Origin of the sequence: Candidatus Poriferisodalis sp. (genome assembly GCF_965203655.1) — a bacterium.
Classification (GTDB): Bacteria; Actinomycetota; Acidimicrobiia; order Acidimicrobiales; family Poriferisodalaceae; genus Poriferisodalis.
Genome location: NZ_CBDBDD010000004.1, coordinates 141444 through 161541, shown reverse-complemented (window position 1 = coordinate 161541; position 20098 = coordinate 141444). Strand labels below are relative to the sequence as shown.

Here is a 20098-nt window from a genome sequence, read left to right as displayed (position 1 = left end):
TGCCCTAGTTCAGCCCATGCCCGTCGTGGTCGAGGGCAGCCACGTGGTGTCTCCACAGGGTCTCACGGTTGAAGGCGCTGCCGAGGTCCGGCAACTCGGCCAGATCGGCGTCGGGAACGGCTTCGGGGGTCGCTCCTGCGGCGCGCACCCGCAGGTGGATGCGTGCCAGCGTGTCGAGCTGCAGCGACCGCAGCACGGCATCGGCTACGTCTTCGCCAGCGGTCACGACGCCGTGGCCTCGCAGCACGAGCGCCTGGGCATCGCCCAGCGAGGCCACCATCTCGGCGGCAAGCACGTCGTTTCGAATGAGGACCGAACGTGGGTGAACGGGTATGCCTGCGGCGGCAAGGCGGGCGGCTGGGATGTCGTAGGCACCGAATATCGGCTCGAGCTCGATGCCTGCGAGGCTGGCCACCACGACGTCGGGCGGATGGGCGTGGACCACGCACGTCACATCGGGCCGGGCCGCGAGTACTGCTGTGTGGATCGGCAACTCGCCCGGCACGGCGTAATCCCCCGCCGGATCGTCGGTGATCTCGCCGGTGTCGAGATCGACCGCGCGCACGTCGTCAGGCACCGTGAACCGCAGCCCTGCCTCGTGCGGCCCACGGCACCGCACCAGCGCCCGACCGCCGTCGATCCGCAGGCTGATGTGCCCCAGGATGTTCTCGACCAGCCCGCGATGCGCCATCACCCGGCACCCGATGGCAACCTCCCGCCGCAGCCCATCCAGGCCATCGCCCATACGCCGAAGCTATTGCCTAGGAACCGCCCACAAGACTTCGACCCGTACGGACAGCAAGAACATCTGATAGTCCTGCACTCCGGTTTCGCGACGTAATGAGGTGAGATGAGCACGGGCGAGAACGAAGGCGAGGGAGCGGCCGGACCGCTGGCGGGAGTCCGGGTACTCGACCTGTCGTCGGTGCTCATGGGGCCTGCGGCGACGCGCACGCTCGGCGACTTCGGCGCTGACGTGATCTTGGTGGAATCCTCGGCCGGCGACCGCAACCGGAGCATGGGCTCGGGTCCGGTCGACGGGTTCTCGGGTGTCTCGCTCAACCTGCTGCGCAACAAGCGAAGCATCTCCCTGGATCTCAAGCACGAGCGGGGCCGCCAGGTGTTCCTCGACATCGTCGCCACGTGCGACGTGATGATCACGAATCTTCGCCCGGGACCGCTGCGCCGCCTCGGGCTGCACTACGAGGCCGTGCAGCAGGTTCGCCCCGACATCGTGTTTTGCCGGGCGCATGGCTACCCATCAACCAGCGAGCAGGCCGATGCGCCCGCATACGACGACATCATCCAGTCCGCCAGCGGCATCGGCGACCTGTTCCGACGCATGGGCGCCGAGCCGATGCTGCTGCCCAGCCTCGTCGCCGACAAGTTCTGCGGGCTGACGATCGCCAACTCGGTGACCGCGGCGCTGTACCACCGGGCACAGACCGGCCAGGGCCAGTGCATCGAGATCCCGATGATCGATGTGATGCGCGCCTTCGTGCTCGTCGAGCACGGTGCGGGCGCCATCTCCGAGCCACCGGTGGCGAGCGCCGGGTACGCCCGCATCCTCACGCCCGAGCGCAAACCCCAGCGGACTGCGGATGGGTGGATCAACATCCTCCCCTACGACCACGAGCACTACGTCGCGCTATTCGAAGCCGGGGGACGGCACGATCTCGCCGCCGATGAGCGTTTCGCGACGCCCATCGAGCGCGTCACCCACAGCGACAGCCTGTACCGCGATGTCGCCTCGGTGCTGGGCCAGCGCACCACGGCAGAGTGGCTGGAGCTGTGCGAAGAAAACGGCATCCCCGCAACCGAAGCGGCGACGCTCGACGAACTCGTATCTCAGCTTCCGATCGACGAGCATCCGGTTGCGGGCCCGTACCGCGTCATCCCGCCGCCTGAGCAGTTCTCCGAGACACCGCCGAGCGTCCGGCGGCCGGCTCCGGGCATAGGCGAGCACGGCCCGGAGATTCTGAGCGAGATCGGCTACGACGCCGCCGCCATCGACAGCCTCATCAGCGACGGCATCCTCACGATGTCTTGAGAGACATCGAAATTCAGGCTCGCACGCAGCGCGCCATGACTACGGTCGCGAAAGGGCCAGCCCCCCGGTTGCTACCCAAGCGGGTTGCTCTGCCAACTCCGGGGTGGCTGGCCTCTGAACGTGAGCGTAACAGGCTGGTGCGGGCGCCCGACCTAGCATTCGCCCAGAATTGGGCCTGAATGCCAACGCAACGAGGGAGCGACGATGCGGTTTGACGGCAAGCGGGTGATCGTGACCGGCGGGGCTTCGGGCTTCGGTCGGGCGATCAGCGAGGGATTCGCCGAGCGCGGGGCGCGGGTGATGGTCACCGACATCGACGCTGAAGGAGCGGCCACGGTGGCCAAGGGCCTCGAGGGCGCTGAGTCGTTCCGTCTCGACGTGACAGAGGAAGCGCCTCACGCCGAGCTGGCCCAGCTCATGGTGGACACGTGGGGCGGCATCGACATCGTCGCCGCCAACGCAGGATTCGCCCACCGGATGGGCTCCACCTTGGATATCCCGACCGAAGAGTTCGACCTCATGTGGGCGGTCAACACCCGCAGCGTCTACTTCGCCGCCAAGCACTTCACGCCGCACATGCCCCCAGGCAGCTCGATCGTGAGCACGGCCTCGATCGGCGGCAAGCGGCCCCGCCCGGGCCTGACGCCGTACAACACCTCGAAAGCGGCCACGATCATGCTGACACGGGGTCTGGCCGAGGAGTTCGCGCCCGACATCCGCATCAACTGCGTGGCGCCCGTGGCCTCGGAGACCCGCTTCTTCGAGCGAGCGACCGGCTTGGACACGATGACCGACGAAATGAGAGCAGGCGTCGTCGAGGGCATCCCCATGGGCCGCATGTCCGACCCCGTCGATGTCGCCAACGCCGTGATGTTCCTGGCGTCCGACGAAGCCAGCTTCCTCACCGGCGTCTGCCTCGACGTCGACGGGGGCCGCAGCATCAGCTAGCACCGGACAGCCCATTCGGCGCAGCGTGCTGGGTAGGGTCCCCACGGTGAAGTTCGCAGCGTTCCTCGCACCGCATCATTTGCCTGGGGAGAGTCCGGCGCTGCAGCTGCAGCGAGATCTCGACTTGGTCACCCACCTCGACCGGCTGGGGTACGACGAGTTCTGGTGCGGCGAGCATCACTCGACCGGATGGGAGACGATCGGCTCGCCCGAGATGTTCCTGGCCGCCGCAGCGGTGCGCACCGGCCGCATCAAGCTGGGCACGGGCGTCACGTCCATCCCGTACCACCATCCGTTCATGGTCGCCCAGCGCATCGTCCAGCTCGACCAGATGAGCTTCGGGCGGGCGATGCTCGGCACCGGGCCCGGCGCATTGCCGTCGGACGCCCACACCCTGGGCATCGACCCGATGCTGCTGCGGGACCGCCAGGACGAGGCCATCCCGGTCATCCAGCACTTGCTCGCAGGCGGCGAGCGCTTCACCTACGAATGCGATTGGTTCTCGCTGTACGACGCGAAGCTGCAGATCCTGCCGTACCAGCACAAGATCCCGATGGTGACGGCGTCGATGATCAGCCCGTCGGGCATGACACTCGCCGGCAAGCACGGCATGGGCGTGCTGTCGATCGGTTCTATGTCCACCGAGGGCTTGGCGTCGCTGCCGCTGCAGTGGAGCTTCGCCGAGGAGGCCGCCGCCAAGCACGACAGTGTCGTAGACCGGGCCGACTGGCGGGTGATGTTCAACTTCCACGTGGCGCTCACCCGCGACCAGGCTCGGCGTGACGTCGAGCACGGGCTGCTGCGCTGGCACAACGACTACAACGTCGCGACGCTGCAGCGGCCGGGGCTGGAGCCGCTGGCCTCGACGGCGGAGGCCATCGACTTCTACGCCGACCCCGACTCCGCCGCCGGCGTCATCGGCACCCCCGACGACCTCATCGAGAACATCCTGCAGATGCACGAGATCACCGGCGGGTTCGGCGTGATGATGGGCTTCGTCAACGACTGGGCCGAGCCCGAGGCCATGTTCCGCAGCTGGGACTTGGTGGCGCGCCACGTCATGCCTGCGGTCAATGGCCAGCTCACCTCGATGCAGGAATCCAACGAGTTCGTGATCGAGAACCGCGAGTACTTCGATCGGGCCGGCAAGGCGATCCTGGCGAAGATCTTCGAGAACGAGCGGGCCGCCGCAGCGCTGAAGGGCGTCGGGACGCCCAAGTCAGGCTTCACGCCCAACGTCGGCGCCGCAGCCGACGCCGACTGAGCGCATCACGCTGCAAACCAGCACTGCAGACCATCCGCACCAGACAATCTGGTGAGTTGGTGAGCACGTCTAGGGTGCGGGCATCTTCACTCCCGGCGATCCCGAGCGGCTGAGAACCGCTATCGGAGTCACCGCCCCGGTGCTGCAATCGGGCATGGGCGGGGTGGCCGGGCCAGAGCTGGTCGCCGCCGTCTGCAATGCCGGCGGGCTCGGCATTCTGGCTGCGCTCAACTTGCGGCCCGATGCTGTGCGGGACGCGATCCGGCGGGTGCGAGAGCTGACCGACCGGCCCTTCGGCGTCAACATCTGGCTCCACGACGATGTGCGCTCGCCCCCGGATGTCAGCGACCACGCCGACTTGGTGCGCTCGGTGCAGAGCGTCTTCAACGAGTTGCGGCCCCGCTTCGAGCTGCCCGCCACGCTGGAGGCTCCTCGGCCGATGCCTGACCTGGTGGACGCGGCCCTCGAGGTCATGATCGATGAGCGGATTCCGGTGTTCTCGGCGGGACTCGGCATCCCGGAGCCCGAGCTGGTGGAGCAGTTTCACAGCGTCGACGCCAAGGTCGTAACGATGGTGGCCACGACCGCCGATGCCCGCAGCGCCGTGGACTGCGGCAGCGACGTCGTGATCGCTCAAGGCCTCGAGGCCGGCGGGCACCGCAGCCACGGCCGCAAGCTGACCGCTGGGGAGGCCGCCGGGACCGGCACGTTCACGCTCGTCCCCCAGGTCATCGAGGCGATCGGCGACCGAGTTCCGGTGGTGGCGGCTGGCGGCATCGTCGACGGACGGGGTCTGGCGGCGGCGATGATGCTCGGCGCATCGGGCGTGCTCATGGGCACCCGCTTCGTGGCCACGGCCGAGTCACAGGCCAGCCGCCTTTGGAAGGACAGGCTCACATCGGGGGCGGGGACGACGGTGCTGACCGATGGGTTCACCGGCCAGTGGGCCCGGGTGCTGCGGTCGGACTTCACCGACCATTGGGCCGCCTACGGCGGGCAGCCGCTGCCTGGCCTGCTGCAGGCCGCGGCACGCGCCGACATGCAGCGGGCCGCAGTGTTAGCCGACGACGACCAGATGCAGCCGCTCTACGCCGGCGCCGGATTCGACCTGCTGAGCGATCTGCCGAGCGCAGGCGAGGTCGTCACCAGAGTCGTTCAGGAGGCCCGGGAGCTGCTCGGTCGAACCTGACGGCCGCCAAGTCTGCAGCAGGGTCTGCAACTAGGACTGGAGCGCCTGCCACACCTTCTCGGGTGTCAACGGCAAATCCAGATGCTCGACACCGAGCGGTGCCAGCGCATCGAGCACCGCACTGTGGATGGCAGGCGTGGCGACCACCGTTCCCGATTCGCCAATGCCCTTCACGCCCAGCGGGTTGAGCGGGGATGGCGTCTCGGTCTCGTGGGACTCGAAGAAAGGCAGTTCCGCCGCGGAGGGCATGAGGTAGTCGGCCAGCCCGACGGTCATCGGAACGCCGTCCTGGTCGTACTGCATCTCCTCGTACAGAGCAGCGCCGACCGCCAGGGAGAGACCGCCGTGCACCTGGCCATGCGCAAGCACTGGCTGCAGGATCACCCCAGCGTCATCGACGCTGACCAGCCGGCGCAGCTGGACCTCCCCGGTAGCCGTGTCGATTTCCACCGCCGCGACACACGCCCCGAACGAGAACGTCCCGGCGCCACCCTCGGGCCTGAAGTGATGATGGGTGCTGAGCTCCCCGTGCTTGGCGAGGTCGCCCCAGCCAAGCGAGCGGGCGGGCGTCCCCACCACATGGAATGTTGCCTGGTCGGTGTCGAACGTCACGTCGTCGGGGTCGGCTTCGAGCAGCTCAGCAGCACGCTCACGCGCGGCCGCCACAAGATCCACCGCTGCCCCGTACGCCGCGGCGCTGCCGAGCTGCGCCGAACGCGACCCGATCGTGCCGCCGCCGATCGGGGAGCGGTCGGTGTCGTCGTGCGAGATGGTTACCTGGTCGACGTCGAGGCCGAGCTGTGCGGCCACGACCGGAGCGAACGTCGTCTCGTGGCCCTGTCCGTGCGGCGACGTTCCCACGACGACGTCGACCGTGCCGTCGGCATCGAGAAACGCAGTTGCCCGCTCGCCCTCGCCGCCGCCGGTGATCTCAGTCGTGCAGCTCACGCCGATCCCTAGCAGCATCTCGTTGTCGCCGCTCGCCCGCCGGGCTGACTGCTCAGCCCGCAGCCCTTCGTAATCGGCCGACGCCGCGGCCAGCCGCAGCGCCTCGGGATAGTTGCCGCTGTCGTAGGTGGACCCAACCGCGGTGCGGTAGGGGAACCGGTCGGGCGGCACCAGGTTGGCGAACCGGACGTCGAGCGGGTCGCGTTCGATCAGCTGTGCGAACCGGTCGACTGCCCGCTCGATCGAACATGCCGCCTCGGGCCTGCCAGCCCCTCGAAATGCCACAGTGGGCGTGGTGTTGGTGACCACCGACGTGCCTCGCAGCGTCGCATGCGCGATGTCATAGACACCGGTGCCGCTGTTGCGCAGGTTGCCGGTGACGTTCGTTCCCATGGCCGGATACGCGCCGCTGTCCTGCAGCGCGTCCACCGAGTAGGCCACGATGGTGCCGTCGCGCATGCCGCCGATGCGCACCCGGTGGCGCGAGGCACGCCCGTGCCCCATCGCCAGGGAGGCCTCCGAGCGGGTCTGCGCCCAGCGGATCGGCCGGTCGAGCTCGCGTGCTGCCCAAGCCACGACGACGTCTTCTGGGTAGCAGCCCCATCCGCCCTTGGATCCGAAGCCGCCGCCGACGTCGGGCGAGATCGCCCGCACAGTGCCGGGCTCGAGACCGAGCAGCGTCTCGATGACGTGCTTCGCGCCTGCGGGACGCTGCGAGCAGACCCACGCGGTGCAGCGGCCGTCGGGGCCCCAGGCCGAGGCACCCGCGAGCGGCTCGATCGCATGCGGCCCCAGCCGCGGATGCCGGATGTCGAACTCCACGGTGACGTCGCAGCCGTCCCAGACGCCGTCGGGCAGCGGGTCGAGCTCCCAGGCCAAGGCGACATTGGTGCCGGCGTGTTCGTGCAACAGCACGTCGCCAGCCAGGCTGGCATCGAGATCGACCAGCGGTGGCAGAGGCTCGTAATCGACCACCACCAGTTCTGCGGCATCGACGGCTTGGACACGCGTCTCGGCGATCACGAGCGCGATGGGCTCGCCGACGAAGCGAACGGTGTCATATGCCATGAGCGGCCGCCACAGGTCGCCGTTCATCGAGGGCAGCCGCGGCGGCAGCGGCCAGCCGTCCACCTCGGGTCCCAGGTACACCGCGATCACGCCGTCCGCATCACGTGCTCCGGTCACATCAACCGATGCGAGCCGGGCGTGGGGTTCGATCGAGCGCACGAACACCGCTTGGGCTGCGCCAGCGAGTTCGGGGATGTCGAGCCCGTCGATGTAGGTGCTGTCGCCTCGCAGCAGCGGCTCGTCTTCGCGCCGCCCACGGAATCCTTCAGTAGCCACGGCAGCAACGTAGCCCGCGGCGTGTGACATAGATGGTGTCAGGTACGGCGCACTTGCGATGCTGCCGACCCGACGGCCGCGGCGGAGGACAGCCGGAGCTGGGAGACCGGGCTATTCGACGGTGTGGCCGAGGATGGCCTCCCACACCTGGGGCCAGACCGCCTCGGGCAGCTCGTGGCCCACCCGGTCGAGCGTCACCATGCGGGCCCCTTCGATGGCCTCGACGGTGGCCTCGCCGTGGGGGTAGGGCAGGATCGAGTCCTCGGTGCCGTGGATAACGATCGTCGGCGTCGAGATGTTGCGCAGTCTCGCCGAACGGTTCTCTTCGTCCATCAGCGCCTGGCCGTGGTTATTCATCGCCGGCCAATTCGCTGCCCGGTCGTACTCCCGCTCGAAGATCGCCGTGAAACGCTCGACATCAAATGGCACGCGGCTGCCGGCGAGCGCTTCGAACATCTCGAGCCGCGACCGCACCCGGTCCTCACGCGTGAGCGGCGGCTCCAGCATGTACTTCATGTTGACCTCGATGACCTTCGGCTCCGGCGGCGGCAGGTCGGGTGTCTCCCCCATGAAGATCGCCCGCGCGATCTCCCCGCCGGAAGGCGTCGACATGATCGACGTCATGGTCCGGATGCGTCCGGGATGGTCGATGGCGACCTGCTGGCAGATCATTCCGCCCATCGATGCCCCGACGAGGTGTGCGCTGGCGAGGCCGTAGGCATCGAGAACGCCCACAGCGTCGTTGGCCATGTCGGCGAGTCCGTAGGACTCCTGCTCAAGATCGAAGCTGGTGGTCTGGCCCGTGTCCCGGTTGTCGAAGCGGATCACGTAGCGGCCAGCGTCGACGAGGCCGGCGATGAAGCCTTCCTCCCACAGGATCATCTGAGCGCTCGCGCCCATCACCAGCAGGATGGGGATGTCTGCTGGGTCACCGAAGTCCTCAGTACAGACGTCGATGCCGTTGGCCTTGACCATTCGCTCAGCCATGTCAACCTCCCTGCTGCACCTCCGACGCTAGCCCTGGGCCGCAACGGCTGGCGTGCCATGATCGACGGCGCAGATCGGCACCGCACCTCAAGCGAACGGAGCAAGTGATGGGGATCGAACTCGACACCAGGGGCGGCCCGACAAGCGGGCCGTACTACGAGGACTTCGAAGGCTTCAACATGCCTGAGCCGCCAGGTCACGGGAGTCGGCGGATCCCGCGGGGAGAATTCCCCACTGGTCCTGAGGTCGGCACCCGGCTGCCCGACATCGTGGCCACCGACCAGACCGGCCGTCGGGTCGACCTGCACGCCGACCGCAACGGGCAGCCGGCAGTGGTGGTGTTCTACCGCTCGGCGGTGTGGTGACCGCCCTGCCGCACCCAGCTGGTCGAGCTGGAACGAGGCATGGATGCCTACCGCGCGGCGGGCGTCCGGCTGTATGCGCTGAGCTACGACGAACCCGATGCGCTGGCTGACTACGCGGAGGCCCACGGCACCACGTTCACGCTGCTGTCGGACCCCGACAGCGAGGTGATCACGTCGTTCGGGATACTCAACACGCTGATCCCGCCCGACGATCACCCGTGGTACGGCCTTCCGTTCCCGGGGTCGTACGTCGTCGATGCAGACGGGATCGTCGTGGCGAAGTTCTTCGAGCACAACTTCGCCATCCGGCCGGGCCCCGAGCAGCTGCTCGCTGCAGCCCTCGGCACCGAGTTCGATGCGCCGGAATTCGAACGGCCGCCCGATCGGGTGTCAGTGGACGTGGCCATCGACGGTGACCGCCTGCCGATGGGCGTCACGCGCCAGATCGTTGCCACGTTCCGGGTGCCCGAGGGTCAGCATCTGTACAGCGAGCCAGTGCCAGACGGCTTGGTGGCCGCTGCGATCGAGCTCGACGACAATGACGGGATCCTGTCCTACGAGCTGTTGGCACCACTCACGACGCCGTTGACCCTGTCCGGTTCGGGGGACACGCTTGCCGTGTACGAGGGCGATGTCGTCCTGCGGCTGCCGATTGCACAGAACGCGCGGAATATGCAGAAGCATGACGGCGGACGATTCGTCACCATCAGCGGGCAGGTCCGCTGGCAAGCCTGCGACGACGTCGAGTGCTTCCTTCCCGAGTCGATGCCCTTCAGCTTCCGCGTCGAGGCGGGCTTCCCGGTGCTCGGCGACATGGGCCCCGGCGTCGGCCGTGTGCCGGCAATGAACGGTGCTCAGCACTTCCAACGCCTGATCGACCGCCGTGCCGGCACCGAGCCCCCCGCCGAGGACAGCCGATAGCCGGCTGCGCGGCGACCGCCGTGCCTGCGAGCGCAGCTGCAGCCGGTTTCCAGGGGGAATGGAGTCAGGCGCTGGCGAGCGAAACCACCTCGAACAGTGACTCGTAGCCGGCGAGCCCTGCCGGGTCGGTGCGCTGCGGGACGCGGAACAGGATGATCTCAGCGGTCAGACCGCTGTAGTCGGCGATGCGGCCAGCGCACTGGGCGGGCGTCCCGGTGATGGTCATGGTGTCGACGACCTCGTCGGGCACCAAGCCGATTGCCTCGCGTATCTGGCCTTCGGGCATCAGCCGGGTTGCGGCGTCGGCAAATTCGGCGTAGCCGAGCTGGCGCAACTGCGAGTCGTAGTACGGGTGCGGCACTGGATGGAACAGCCCGCAGATGGTCGCCTTGGCGGCATTGCGGGCCAGCTCTTCGTCGTCGTTGACGCTCAGGAACGATCCCATCAGAAATCCGACGCCGTCGGGGTCTCGGCCTGCCTCGCTGGCGGCCTGCTGGGCTGCGGGCCGGACGATGTCACGCATGAACTCCACCGACGACATGACGCCCACGCCGACCCCGTCGGCCACCTCGCCCGCTAGGCGCACCATCTTGGGTCCCGACGCCGACAGGTACACCGGTATCGACGGCCGGGTCGGCTCCCAGCTCGCCCGCCAGCGGATCCGGTGGTGCTCGCCCTCGTAGCGCACCGGTTCTCCCGCACGGCCGGCCACGGCACTCCGCACGATTTCGATGTAGTCGCGCAGCTTGCCGAGGGGCCGGAATTCGTCAATGCCCATGTACCACTCGTTGAAGTGGCGGTTGCCGGTGCCGAGGCCCAGCGTGAACCGACCGCCGCTCATCTCGTCGAGATCTCGGGCGGCGATCGCCGTGAGCCATGGTTCCCGGGCATACGCATTGGCGATGTAGGTGCCGACCGTCGCTCGGTCGGTCGCGGCGATCACCGCAGCAGCCGAGACGAACGCGCTGCGCCCTGCCTCGACCGTGTACATCGAGTCCATGCCCGCGGCCTCGCCCTCACGGGCCAGCTCCACGAAGTCGGCCATCGTGTCCTCGAAGCCAAGCAGCAGCCCGAGCGCGGGTTTCGACATGTCAGATGCCTTTCCTCTTGGGGAGATCTAGAAGATCTTGCCGACGAGGTCGGCGTCTTCGACGGCAGTCATGAGGTCGGTCCAGCCGTCGTCGGTGGCTCGCACCCACTTGGTGAGGTGCTCCATGCGCATCATCTCTGCGATGTCAGGGTCGTCGGGGTCCATCGCCACGAGCAGCTCGGTGAACCGTTCGCTGGTCTCATCGCTCAGGCCAGGACTGGACGTGAAGGCGCAATGGCAGTACGGGCGTGTGCGCCACACCTCGACGATGTCGTCGGGCACCAGCTCGTGGCGGCGCAGCAGGTAGCCGAGCCACGGCTCGAAGATCACCCCGGCGTCGGCTCGGCCGTCCATGACGGCCCCGAAGATCGCCCGGTCGTCCACCCACATCTGCAGGTTGGAGTACTCGGTGGGCTCGAGCTCGACGAGTTCGCAATCGGACCGGATGTCGAAGCCGTCTTCGGCGAGCTGCGCCACGGGCAGCAGGTACAGCTCGCTCGAGATGTCCACGCCCAAGGCGAGCCGTCGCCCGCGCAAGTCGTCGAGGTCGGCGATGGCGGCGGCGTCCCGGGCGACGATCAGCGAGTGGACATCCTCGTCGGTGTCGCGCATCGCCAGCGTCCGACATGTGCCCGGCGACTGAAGCAGCAGCTGGGCGTGGGCCATCGGAGCGTTCCACGCGATGTCGACGTGACCATCCAGCACCGCTCCACACAGCGCGTCGTAGGTGGAATACAGCGCGTACTCCGTCTCGAGGCCGGCCTCGTTGAAGTACTTGCGGATGGCGTTCCAGATGAAGACGGCACGCTTCGGATCGGCTGCCGTGGCGCCGATCATGAGCGGTCGCGGGCGTTCGGTCATGGGTTCATCCCCCGCCGCCCAACGTAGTGCCGCGCTCGGCGGCGTGACTCAGCTCAGATCGAACCGGTCGAGGCCCATGACCTTCGCCCATGCGGCCACGAAGTCGGCCACGAACTTGGCCTCGGCGTCGTCACTGCCGTAGACCTCGGCGATCGCCCGCAGCTGCGAGTTGGACCCGAACACGAGGTCGACAGCGCTGGCGGTCCACTTGAGATCGCCAGAGGCACGGTCACGACCCTCGTAGGTGTGCTCGGTGTCGGACACCTGCCACTCGGTGCCCATGTCCAGCAGGTTCACGAAGAAGTCGTTGGTGAGCGATCCGGCACGCTCGGTGAGCACTCCCTGCGGCGAGCCGCCGGTGTTGGCACCGAGCACTCGCAGGCCGCCGACCAGCACCGTCATCTCCGGTGCCGTCAGCGATAGCAGGCTCGATCGGTCCACCAGCATCACCTCGGGGCGGCGCTTGTCGTCGGCCCGCCAGTAGTTGCGGAACCCGTCAGCGGTGGGCTCGAGCACGGCAAACGACTCGGCATCGGTCTGGCCGGCCGAGGCATCGGTGCGTCCCGGCGAGAACGGAACTACGACATCGTGGCCGGCGGCGCCGGCGGCCTGCTCGACCGCAGCGCATCCGCCAAGAACGATCAGGTCGGCCATCGACACTCGCTTGCCGTCGCTCTGGGTGTCATTGAACGCAGCCTGAACGCCTTCGAGCGCTGTCAGCACCGCTGCCAGCTCGGCCGGGTCGTTGGCTTCCCAGCCGTTCTGCGGAGCGAGCCGGATGCGTGCGCCGTTCGCGCCGCCCCGCAGGTCGCTGTCGCGGAACGTCGATGCCGAGGCCCACGCAGCTTTCACCAGCTCCGACACCGACAGGCCCGATTCGAGAATCGCTGTCTTCAGCGCTGCGATGTCGGCGTCGTCGACCAACTCGTGGTCGACGACGGGGACCGGGTCCTGCCAGATCAGCTGCTCGTCGGGGACTTCGGGCCCGAGGTAACGCGAAACCGGTCCCATGTCACGGTGGGTCAGCTTGAACCACGCCCGGGCGAATGCGTCCGCAAACTCGTCGGGGTTCTCAAGAAACCGCCGCGAGATCGGCTCATAGATCGGGTCCATCCGCAGCGACAGGTCGGTGGTGAGCATCACCGGGGCGTGGCGCTTGGAGGGATCGTGCGCGTCGGGCACGGTGCCGGCCGCAGCGGGATCGGTCGGCACCCACTGGTTGGCGCCGGCAGGGCTCTGGGACAGCTCCCACTCATAGCCGAACAGCACTTCGAAGAACGAGTTGTCCCAGGCCACCGGCGTGGGCGTCCAGATGCCTTCCAGGCCGCTGGTGATCGCATCGCCCGCCTTGCCGCTGCCGAACGTGCTCGTCCAGCCCAGGCCCTGTTCCTCCAGCGCAGCGCCTTCGGGCTCGGGCCCGACATGAGCATCGCCATCGGCGGCGCCATGGGTCTTGCCGAAGGTGTGACCGCCGGCGATCAGCGCAACGGTCTCCTCGTCGTTCATGGCCATGCGGGCGAACGTCTCGCGGATGTCCCGGGCTGCGGCCAGCGGATCAGGCGTGCCGTTCGGCCCCTCGGGGTTCACGTAGATCAGGCCCATCTGCACGGCGCCGAGCGGGTTCGCCAGATCCCGGTCGCCGCTGTAGCGCTCGTCGTCGAGCCAGACATTCTCGGGACCCCAGTAGATGTCCTCCTCGGGCTCCCACACGTCCTCGCGGCCGCCGCCGAAGCCGAAGGTCTCGAAGCCCATCGACTCCAGCGCCACGTTGCCGGCCAGGATCATCAGGTCGGCCCAGGAGATCTTGCGCCCGTACTTCTGCTTGACCGGCCACAGCAGCCGGCGGGCCTTGTCGAGGTTGGCGTTGTCTGGCCAGCTGTTGAGTGGGGCGAACCGATGCGTGCCTGAGCCGCCGCCGCCCCGGCCGTCATGGATGCGGTAGGTGCCGGCGCTGTGCCACGCCATGCGGATGATGAGCGGCCCGTAGTGGCCGAAGTCGGCCGGCCACCAGTCCTGCGAGGTGGTCATCACCTCTGCGAGGTCGGCCTTGACTGCAGCGAGGTCGAGGCTCTCGAACTCGGCGGCGTAGTCGTACTGCTCGTCGGTGGGGTCGATCAGCGGCGAGTTCTTGCCCAGCGGCCGCAGGTTGAGCTGCTCGGGCCACCACTGCTGGTTGGCGAGCGAGCCCATGTTTGCCTGGTCGTGCAGAACCGGGCATTTTCCAGCTGTCGATGCTGTGGCATCGGCGGTACTGGTGTCAGTCATTTTGTCTTGCTCCTTGATGGTTGTGGAATGGATCGGTGGATGGAGAGTGCCGTCGTCATGCAGAGCTCCCGGCGACAGCGGGCTCTGCCTGACATACCGGGCAGATACCCCAGTAGATGACCTCGGCCTCGTCGATCGTGAAGCCGTGGTCTTCGGCGGCCTCGAGGCACGGCCGGTACCCCACAGCACAGTCGACGTCGACCATCCGGCCGCAGCCTCGGCACACCAAGTGGTGGTGGTTGTCGTCGACCCGGTCCTCGTATCGGGCCGCCGACCGTGCCGGCTGGATGCGCCGGATCAGACCTTCTTCGGTCAACATGGCCAAGGCGTCGAATACTGCCTGTCTGGATACTGACCCGATACTGGCACGCACATCGCCGACCAGATCGTCAGCAGCGGCATGAGGTCGGGCAGACACGGCGTTGAGCACCGCCAACCGCTGCGCGGTCACCTGGATCCCACGGTCCCGCAGCATCTGCACGGTGTCCTGAGGCATGTGTCGACTATATCAGATTCTGGACTAAGTCTAAAACCAGCACTGAGCAAAAATCGCCGGGCCGCCAGCGAGCGCGTCTTGGGTCCGCTGACCGGCGCCACCCACACGACGGAAGGCGGAACCGGCGAAGCCGTATGCGCACTGATGACTGGCTGCGGCTGGGACAATTGCGATGTGGCGGGTGTCATTGATGAGCTGCTGCGGCGGATTGCTGAGTTTCACCGCAGCCGTGAGGTTGTCCCGGAGTACCCGATGGTTGCCGCGGTGCTCGATGCGCTCGACGAGGCCCACAGCCCGGCCGTGGTCGAAGCCCGACACTTGCCGGTGTTGCGGCATCTTGACGCAGTCCAGCTCTGTGGCGACGGCGCTGTGGATGCGGTGCTCAAGGAGCTCTTGTCGCTCGCGTCGGCGCTGCCGTGGATCCAGACCGCCGGCTATCGGGGCGTGCTGAGCCAGGAATTCCACGACAACTACGGCTACGTGCAGCTCATCGGCCCGACGTCAATCGTCGAGCACCGCTCCGTGCGGGTCGGCATCGGCGTCTGGGGGCCGAACCTGCACTACCCCAGCCACCACCATGAGGCCGAGGAGCTGTACCACGTGCTGGCCGGCGAGCCGACGTTCACCAGCGGCGACGGCGTACCTCGAATTGCTGGGCCCGGCGACGCCGTGCACCACGCATCGTGGCAGCCGCACCAGCAGGATTTCGGTGCGACGCCGACAGTGCTTCTCTACTGCTGGACTGGCGAAGTGGTGGCCGACGCCGCGCTTGTCGAGGGTGCGTGCTGACCGCCTTCGTCCTTGTCAGCCCTCGGCAACAGCCTTGAGGTTCTCCAGCGATTGGGCGATGTTGTTGACCAGAAGGCTGTGGCGGTTCATCTTCTGGAAAAACTCCTGGTCGAGGATCGGCGAGTCGAAGCTCTCGGTGACCCGGCACCCTTCGTCAGTGGCCTCGATCTCATAACGCCACAGCGTCTTGCGGCCGTCCTGGGCGGGAACCTCGAACGCCCACTCCCGGCCGGGCTCGGCGGCAACGACGACGCAGCCAGCATCCCACTTCATGTCACCGGCCTCGTTGTAGCCACGGAACTTCGCCCCGACTTCGGGTCCGGTCGAGCCGTCCTCCCATTCGGACCTGTAGCACTCGGGGCTGAACTCGCTGACACGGGACAGATCCGTCAGGATCCCGTGCACAGCCTCGGGGCTCGCGGCAATGTCGATGCTGGTGCTGGCAGAGGTATCAACCATTGGTGCTCTCCTGTCGGGATGAAATCCGGCGAGATGGTACACACGCCGCTCCCAAGCAACCGCTTTCGAGGAACTCCTGGGCCGGCAGCTCGCCGCGAAAGGTCAGCCAGCACAGGTCGGTCGCTCACTACGCTGTCCCGGCCCGACGACCCGAGAGGACCGAGCATCCTGATGAGCCTTGCAACCGAGATCCCAGCCACTGGATCGAACGCGGTCACGAACGCCGTCACCGAGACTCCGGCCGGCCCGCCGGCGCGGGCTCTCGAGCACTTCGAGCGCCTGCTCGCACTCGAGACCGACTGCTGGGACGTCAACGAGGCGATGCAGAGCGGGTCACCGGGCTTCGTGCTGCTGCAGACCAACAGCGACCTAGCGGGCTTCGATGCGGGACACGTGCCGGGCGCCGTATTCATGCACCACACGACGATCACCGAGGAAGCCTTGGCGCAGTACCCGCCAGACACGCTGTTCGTCGTGTACTGCGCCGGACCTCACTGCAACGCAGCCGACAAGGCAGCAGTCCGCCTCGCCCGCCTCGGCAGACCCGTCAAGAAGATGATCGGCGGCGCCATCGGCTGGCTCGACGAAGGATTCGAACTCGTCCGATCGCCGTGATCGGCGAGGCCTGCTCAGATGGGGAAGGTCACTCCCGTGGCGTCCTCTGACGCCGTCCACACCTGCCGTTGCAGCTCGATGTCGTGCGCACGTTCGCTGGATCCCACCAGCACCGGGTGCCCCCGCATCTCGAAGCGTCCGTCGGGACCGTAGAACTCGCCTCCGGCAGCGGCCGGATCGGTCGCGGCCCGCAACGTGGCGAGGGCACCCGTTGCGGCGCTGTTTCGCATCGGTCCGATCAACGGCTGGATGAACCGGATGCCCCGGAAGTCGCGCAGGATCTCGGTCTCGGACCAGCCTGGATGAGCCGCGAGCGCCGCAGCCGGCGAACTTGCTGACTCGAGACGGCGCTGCAGCTCGTAGGTGAACAGCAAGTTGGCCAGCTTCGACCGTCCGTAGGCGGCCGATTGGCTGCGATCCTGCTCCCTTCCGAAGCGTTCGAAGTCGATGTGGGCGCGGTAGCGGTGAGCGTTGCTGCTGACCGTGACGACTCGCGCCCCCTCGACGGCGACGATCCGGTCCGCCAGCAAACCTGTCAGCGCAAAGTGCCCCAGATGGTTGGTGCCCATACGGATCTCGAATCCGTCGCTGGTCTGCCGCCGTGGCGTGTGAAACACCCCTGCGTTGTTCACGAGCAGGTCGATGCGCTCGAAGCGGTCTCGCAGCTCAGCGGCGGCGCGACGCACCGAGTCCAGCCACGCCAGGTCGAGCTCGACGAGCTCCAATCGGCTCGCCGGGTGATCCGCCGCAATGTCGGCAACTGCTGCCTCGCCCTTGGCAAGGTCTCGCACGGCGAGCACCACCAGCGCCCCCCGACCGGCCAGGGCCCTCGCCGTCTCCAGACCATTGCCAGAATTGGCGCCGGTCACCACCGCCACCCGCCCGGACTGCTCCGGAATGCGATCAGCAGTCCAATCTTGGCCGCTCATGCCGCCCTTCCTCGCCTAACGGGAGCCACGCGGGTGAGTCCGCACGATCCGCAACGCTAGGGAATCACCGGGCAGGCCTGCGGTCTCGACGACGCAGAGTCACAGACTCGAGCTCGTGCGCAAGCGCATCTGATCGGGATTTTGTGCCTGCGGCTACTATCGGGTCGGTGACATCGACCGATCCGGTGCCTGCGCTGTCGAACACCGGCGCCGAACCGCAGCCTGTCCTGACTGACGTCTGGCAGGCAGACGACGGCGGCGATCCCGACGCGGGGCTGAGCAACGCCAAGATCTGCCGCAACGCGCGCCATTTCACATTTGAGGGCTTCGCTGACGGCGACGAGGACATCGCCACGTCATGGCGGCGGCTGCTCGAGCGCGAGGGCAAGTCATCGCCCGACGGCGGATCGCTGCGCGACCTGGTCCTCGGTCCCGCACCAGGGGACTGAGGCCGGCGTCAACCCGGGCTCGAATGGTGAGCGACCAGCCCCCCAGCGAGACCCCGGCAAGCGTTGCTGACCTCCAGGCACAGCTGCGCTCGGCCGGCTACCTCGCTAGCCGCGGGCTGGCCACTGCGACGCTCATCGGCATGCGGTTGGGTCGGCCGATCCTGCTCGAAGGCGAAGTCGGCGTCGGCAAGACCGAGATGGCCAAGTGCCTCGCGCAGATCGGCGGGCGGCAGCTCATCCGCCTGCAGTGTTACGAGGGAATCGACACCTACCAAGCGCTGTACGAGTGGGACTACGCACGCCAGATGCTGCACGTCAGGGCGCTGTCGGAGAGCGAGCTGACCGACGCCGAAGCCGTCAGCGGCCTCTACGGTTCGGACTTCCTCATCGAGCGGCCGCTGCTGTCGGCCATCAGGGCCGGCAGCGATGCGGTGCTGCTCATCGACGAGATCGACCGGGCCGACGACGAGTTCGAAGCGTTCCTGCTGGAGCTGCTGTCGGACTTCCAGATCACGATCCCCGAGATCGGCACCATCGCAGCGGCCAGCCGACCGCTCGTCGTGCTGACCTCGAATCGCACACGGGAACTGCACGACGCCCTCAAGCGACGGTGCCTCTACCACTGGATCGGCTATCCCAGCTTCGACGAGGAGATCGAGATCGTGCGCCTGCGTGCGCCAGATGCCGTCGAGACCCTCGCCCGCAAGGTCGTCGCCGCTGTCCAGCGACTGCGCGACATGGATTTGGCCAAGCCGCCGGGCGTCGCCGAGACGCTGGACTGGGTGGATGCGCTGGGCGTGCTGGGCACCGGCGACCTCGACGCACCGGCTGCAGCCGACACGATCGGCGCGGTCATCAAGGACCGTGACGACCTCGAACTCGTCGAGGCCGAGCTGGACCGTGTCGTCGCCGATGTCTGACATCGGTGTTGTCGCCAATGCTCGACACGGGCATCGAGCCCGACCTTGACAAGGTCGTGGCAGATGCCTGACAGCGAATCCCCCGAGATCGTCGAGCGGCTTGTCGGATTCGGCCATGCATTGCGAGACGAAGGCCTGCCGGTAGGCGCCGACGACGTCGTCATGTTCTGCTCCGCGGTCGCGGAGCTCACGCCCAGCGACCTCGAAGACGTCTACTGGAGCGGCCGCACGACGCTGGTCCATCGCCGGGACCACCTCCCTCCCTACGACGAGGTGTTTCGCAGGTACTTCTTGGGGCAGGCTCCCCCGCCAGGTGCCGAGCCCTTCGCCGCCGAGCCGATCTCGCAGGGCCTCAGCAGCACGCTGAATGTGCCCGACAGCGAGCCCGGCTCCGAGGTGGGCGACGACCGGCCGATGGTGCTCGGTCGGCAAGCCTCCGGGGTCGAGATCCGGCGCGACAAACGCTTCGCCGAGTGCACACCGGCAGAGCTGGCCGCTCTGCGACGGATCATGGCGCAGATCCGGCTCGAACCGCCGCGCCGCCGCACCAGGCGCCGCCGTACCGACCCGTCGGGGGCACGCCTCGACATCCGCCGCATGGCACGCGACGCCATGCGGCTCAGCCACGCCGCCCCGGCGCTGCATCGCCTGAGCAGAGCCGAGCGTCCCCGCCCGCTGGTGCTGATACTCGACGTCTCGGGGTCGATGGCCGATCACTCACGCAACCTGCTGCAGTTCGCGTACTCGATGCACCGTGCAGCCCAGAAGGTGGAGGTGTTCTGCTTCGGCACCCGGCTGACCCGCATCACGCCGGCGCTGGACCGGCGCAACCCCGACGACGCCATGAAGCTGGCCGCTGGCCGCGTCCTCGACTGGGACGGGGGCACCCAGATCGGCGCATCGCTGGACGCGTTCATCCGCCGGTGGGGTCGCAAGGGGCTCAGCCGCGGCGCCACCGTCGTCATCTGCTCTGACGGACTGGACCGGGGCGCGCCTGCCGCACTCGCAGACGCGATGGAACGCCTGAGCCGGCTCTGCCACCGGATCATCTGGATGAACCCGCTTGTCGGCGACCACGCGGATTCCCCGCCGAGCACGCTCGGGATGATGGCCGCCGGTCCGTTCATCGATGACCTCGAATCCGGTCACGACATTGCGAGCCTGGAGTCGTTTGCTGCCAGGCTGGCCCACATCGGGTGATCCTGGTGC

Annotated in this window: 20 protein-coding genes and 1 pseudogene; 12 read left to right on the top strand and 9 right to left on the bottom strand. The window is 67.6% G+C overall.

Going from position 1 to position 20098, the window contains the following annotated elements:
• Positions 1–4 precede the first annotated feature (4 nt).
• Entirely contained in the window at positions 5–745 is a 741-nt protein-coding gene (locus ACOGW9_RS03510; RefSeq protein ID WP_419908418.1) for a class II aldolase/adducin family protein, read from the bottom strand.
• A 105-nt stretch (positions 746–850) separates the two neighbouring features.
• On the opposite strand from ACOGW9_RS03510, the gene ACOGW9_RS03505 reads away from it, so the two are divergent.
• The 4 genes from ACOGW9_RS03505 to ACOGW9_RS03490 all read left to right on the top strand — a co-directional run bounded on the left by ACOGW9_RS03505 (position 851) and on the right by ACOGW9_RS03490 (position 5451).
• Complete coding sequence (locus ACOGW9_RS03505) at positions 851–2050, top strand: CaiB/BaiF CoA transferase family protein (protein ID WP_419908416.1); 1200 nt, start codon at positions 851–853, stop codon at positions 2048–2050.
• Between the two features lie 204 nt (positions 2051–2254).
• The gene (locus ACOGW9_RS03500) at positions 2255–2998 is read left to right on the top strand and encodes an SDR family oxidoreductase (RefSeq protein ID WP_419908414.1); all 744 of its coding nucleotides are present in this window, start codon (positions 2255–2257) and stop codon (positions 2996–2998) included.
• A gap of 46 nt (positions 2999–3044) precedes the next feature.
• Entirely contained in the window at positions 3045–4262 is a 1218-nt protein-coding gene (locus ACOGW9_RS03495; RefSeq protein WP_419908412.1) for an LLM class flavin-dependent oxidoreductase, read from the top strand.
• An 82-nt stretch (positions 4263–4344) separates the two neighbouring features.
• Positions 4345–5451 (top strand): NAD(P)H-dependent flavin oxidoreductase, encoded by a 1107-nt coding sequence (locus tag ACOGW9_RS03490; protein ID WP_419908734.1) that lies wholly within the window; start codon positions 4345–4347, stop codon positions 5449–5451.
• A gap of 30 nt (positions 5452–5481) precedes the next feature.
• Here the strand turns inward: ACOGW9_RS03490 and ACOGW9_RS03485 are convergent, their stop codons facing one another.
• Both ACOGW9_RS03485 and ACOGW9_RS03480 read right to left on the bottom strand, forming a co-directional pair.
• Positions 5482–7743, bottom strand: a complete 2262-nt coding sequence (locus tag ACOGW9_RS03485) for a xanthine dehydrogenase family protein molybdopterin-binding subunit (protein WP_419908410.1) — start codon at positions 7741–7743, stop codon at positions 5482–5484.
• Between the two features lie 111 nt (positions 7744–7854).
• Positions 7855–8730 carry an alpha/beta fold hydrolase gene (locus tag ACOGW9_RS03480; RefSeq protein ID WP_419908408.1) on the bottom strand — a complete coding sequence of 292 codons (876 nt, stop codon included), beginning with the start codon at positions 8728–8730 and terminating at the stop codon, positions 7855–7857.
• Positions 8731–8837: 107 nt separating this feature from the next.
• Between ACOGW9_RS03480 and ACOGW9_RS03475 the strand changes: the two genes are divergently transcribed.
• The 3 genes and pseudogenes from ACOGW9_RS03475 to ACOGW9_RS03465 all read left to right on the top strand — a co-directional run bounded on the left by ACOGW9_RS03475 (position 8838) and on the right by ACOGW9_RS03465 (position 10016).
• Positions 8838–9095: a hypothetical protein gene (locus ACOGW9_RS03475; RefSeq protein WP_419908406.1), complete on the top strand. Its 258-nt coding sequence runs from the start codon at positions 8838–8840 to the stop codon at positions 9093–9095.
• 12 nt (positions 9096–9107) lie between these two features.
• Positions 9108–9362, top strand: a pseudogene (locus ACOGW9_RS03470) (redoxin domain-containing protein); the annotation flags it as partial.
• A 159-nt stretch (positions 9363–9521) separates the two neighbouring features.
• Positions 9522–10016 (top strand): protein-disulfide reductase DsbD domain-containing protein, encoded by a 495-nt coding sequence (locus tag ACOGW9_RS03465; protein WP_419908732.1) that lies wholly within the window; start codon positions 9522–9524, stop codon positions 10014–10016.
• A gap of 64 nt (positions 10017–10080) precedes the next feature.
• Here the strand turns inward: ACOGW9_RS03465 and ACOGW9_RS03460 are convergent, their stop codons facing one another.
• The 4 genes from ACOGW9_RS03460 to ACOGW9_RS03445 are packed head-to-tail and all read right to left on the bottom strand — an operon-like array spanning position 10081 to position 14728.
• Entirely contained in the window at positions 10081–11106 is a 1026-nt protein-coding gene (locus tag ACOGW9_RS03460; RefSeq protein WP_419908404.1) for an LLM class flavin-dependent oxidoreductase, read from the bottom strand.
• A 27-nt stretch (positions 11107–11133) separates the two neighbouring features.
• Entirely contained in the window at positions 11134–11967 is an 834-nt protein-coding gene (locus tag ACOGW9_RS03455) for a phosphate/phosphite/phosphonate ABC transporter substrate-binding protein (protein WP_419908402.1), read from the bottom strand.
• A 48-nt stretch (positions 11968–12015) separates the two neighbouring features.
• Positions 12016–14232 (bottom strand): catalase/peroxidase HPI, encoded by a 2217-nt coding sequence (gene katG, locus ACOGW9_RS03450; RefSeq protein ID WP_419908400.1) that lies wholly within the window; start codon positions 14230–14232, stop codon positions 12016–12018.
• A 55-nt stretch (positions 14233–14287) separates the two neighbouring features.
• On the bottom strand, positions 14288–14728 hold the full coding sequence (locus ACOGW9_RS03445; protein ID WP_419908398.1) for a Fur family transcriptional regulator: 441 nt from the start codon (positions 14726–14728) through the stop codon (positions 14288–14290).
• 78 nt (positions 14729–14806) lie between these two features.
• On the opposite strand from ACOGW9_RS03445, the gene ACOGW9_RS03440 reads away from it, so the two are divergent.
• The gene (locus tag ACOGW9_RS03440; RefSeq protein WP_419908396.1) at positions 14807–15517 is read left to right on the top strand and encodes a dimethylsulfonioproprionate lyase family protein; all 711 of its coding nucleotides are present in this window, start codon (positions 14807–14809) and stop codon (positions 15515–15517) included.
• Between the two features lie 15 nt (positions 15518–15532).
• Here the strand turns inward: ACOGW9_RS03440 and ACOGW9_RS03435 are convergent, their stop codons facing one another.
• On the bottom strand, positions 15533–15976 hold the full coding sequence (locus tag ACOGW9_RS03435; protein ID WP_419908394.1) for an SRPBCC family protein: 444 nt from the start codon (positions 15974–15976) through the stop codon (positions 15533–15535).
• Between the two features lie 171 nt (positions 15977–16147).
• Here ACOGW9_RS03435 and ACOGW9_RS03430 point away from each other — a divergent pair, with 171 nt between their 5' ends.
• Positions 16148–16591 carry a rhodanese-like domain-containing protein gene (locus tag ACOGW9_RS03430; RefSeq protein ID WP_419908392.1) on the top strand — a complete coding sequence of 148 codons (444 nt, stop codon included), beginning with the start codon at positions 16148–16150 and terminating at the stop codon, positions 16589–16591.
• Positions 16592–16605: 14 nt separating this feature from the next.
• Here the strand turns inward: ACOGW9_RS03430 and ACOGW9_RS03425 are convergent, their stop codons facing one another.
• Positions 16606–17520, bottom strand: a complete 915-nt coding sequence (locus ACOGW9_RS03425; protein ID WP_419908390.1) for an oxidoreductase — start codon at positions 17518–17520, stop codon at positions 16606–16608.
• A 167-nt stretch (positions 17521–17687) separates the two neighbouring features.
• On the opposite strand from ACOGW9_RS03425, the gene ACOGW9_RS03420 reads away from it, so the two are divergent.
• From ACOGW9_RS03420 to ACOGW9_RS03410, 3 genes are all read left to right on the top strand, one after another.
• Entirely contained in the window at positions 17688–17969 is a 282-nt protein-coding gene (locus ACOGW9_RS03420) for a hypothetical protein (RefSeq protein WP_419908388.1), read from the top strand.
• 23 nt (positions 17970–17992) lie between these two features.
• Positions 17993–18889, top strand: a complete 897-nt coding sequence (locus ACOGW9_RS03415) for an AAA family ATPase (RefSeq protein ID WP_419908386.1) — start codon at positions 17993–17995, stop codon at positions 18887–18889.
• A gap of 63 nt (positions 18890–18952) precedes the next feature.
• Positions 18953–20089: a vWA domain-containing protein gene (locus tag ACOGW9_RS03410; RefSeq protein ID WP_419908384.1), complete on the top strand. Its 1137-nt coding sequence runs from the start codon at positions 18953–18955 to the stop codon at positions 20087–20089.
• Positions 20090–20098 lie beyond the last annotated feature (9 nt).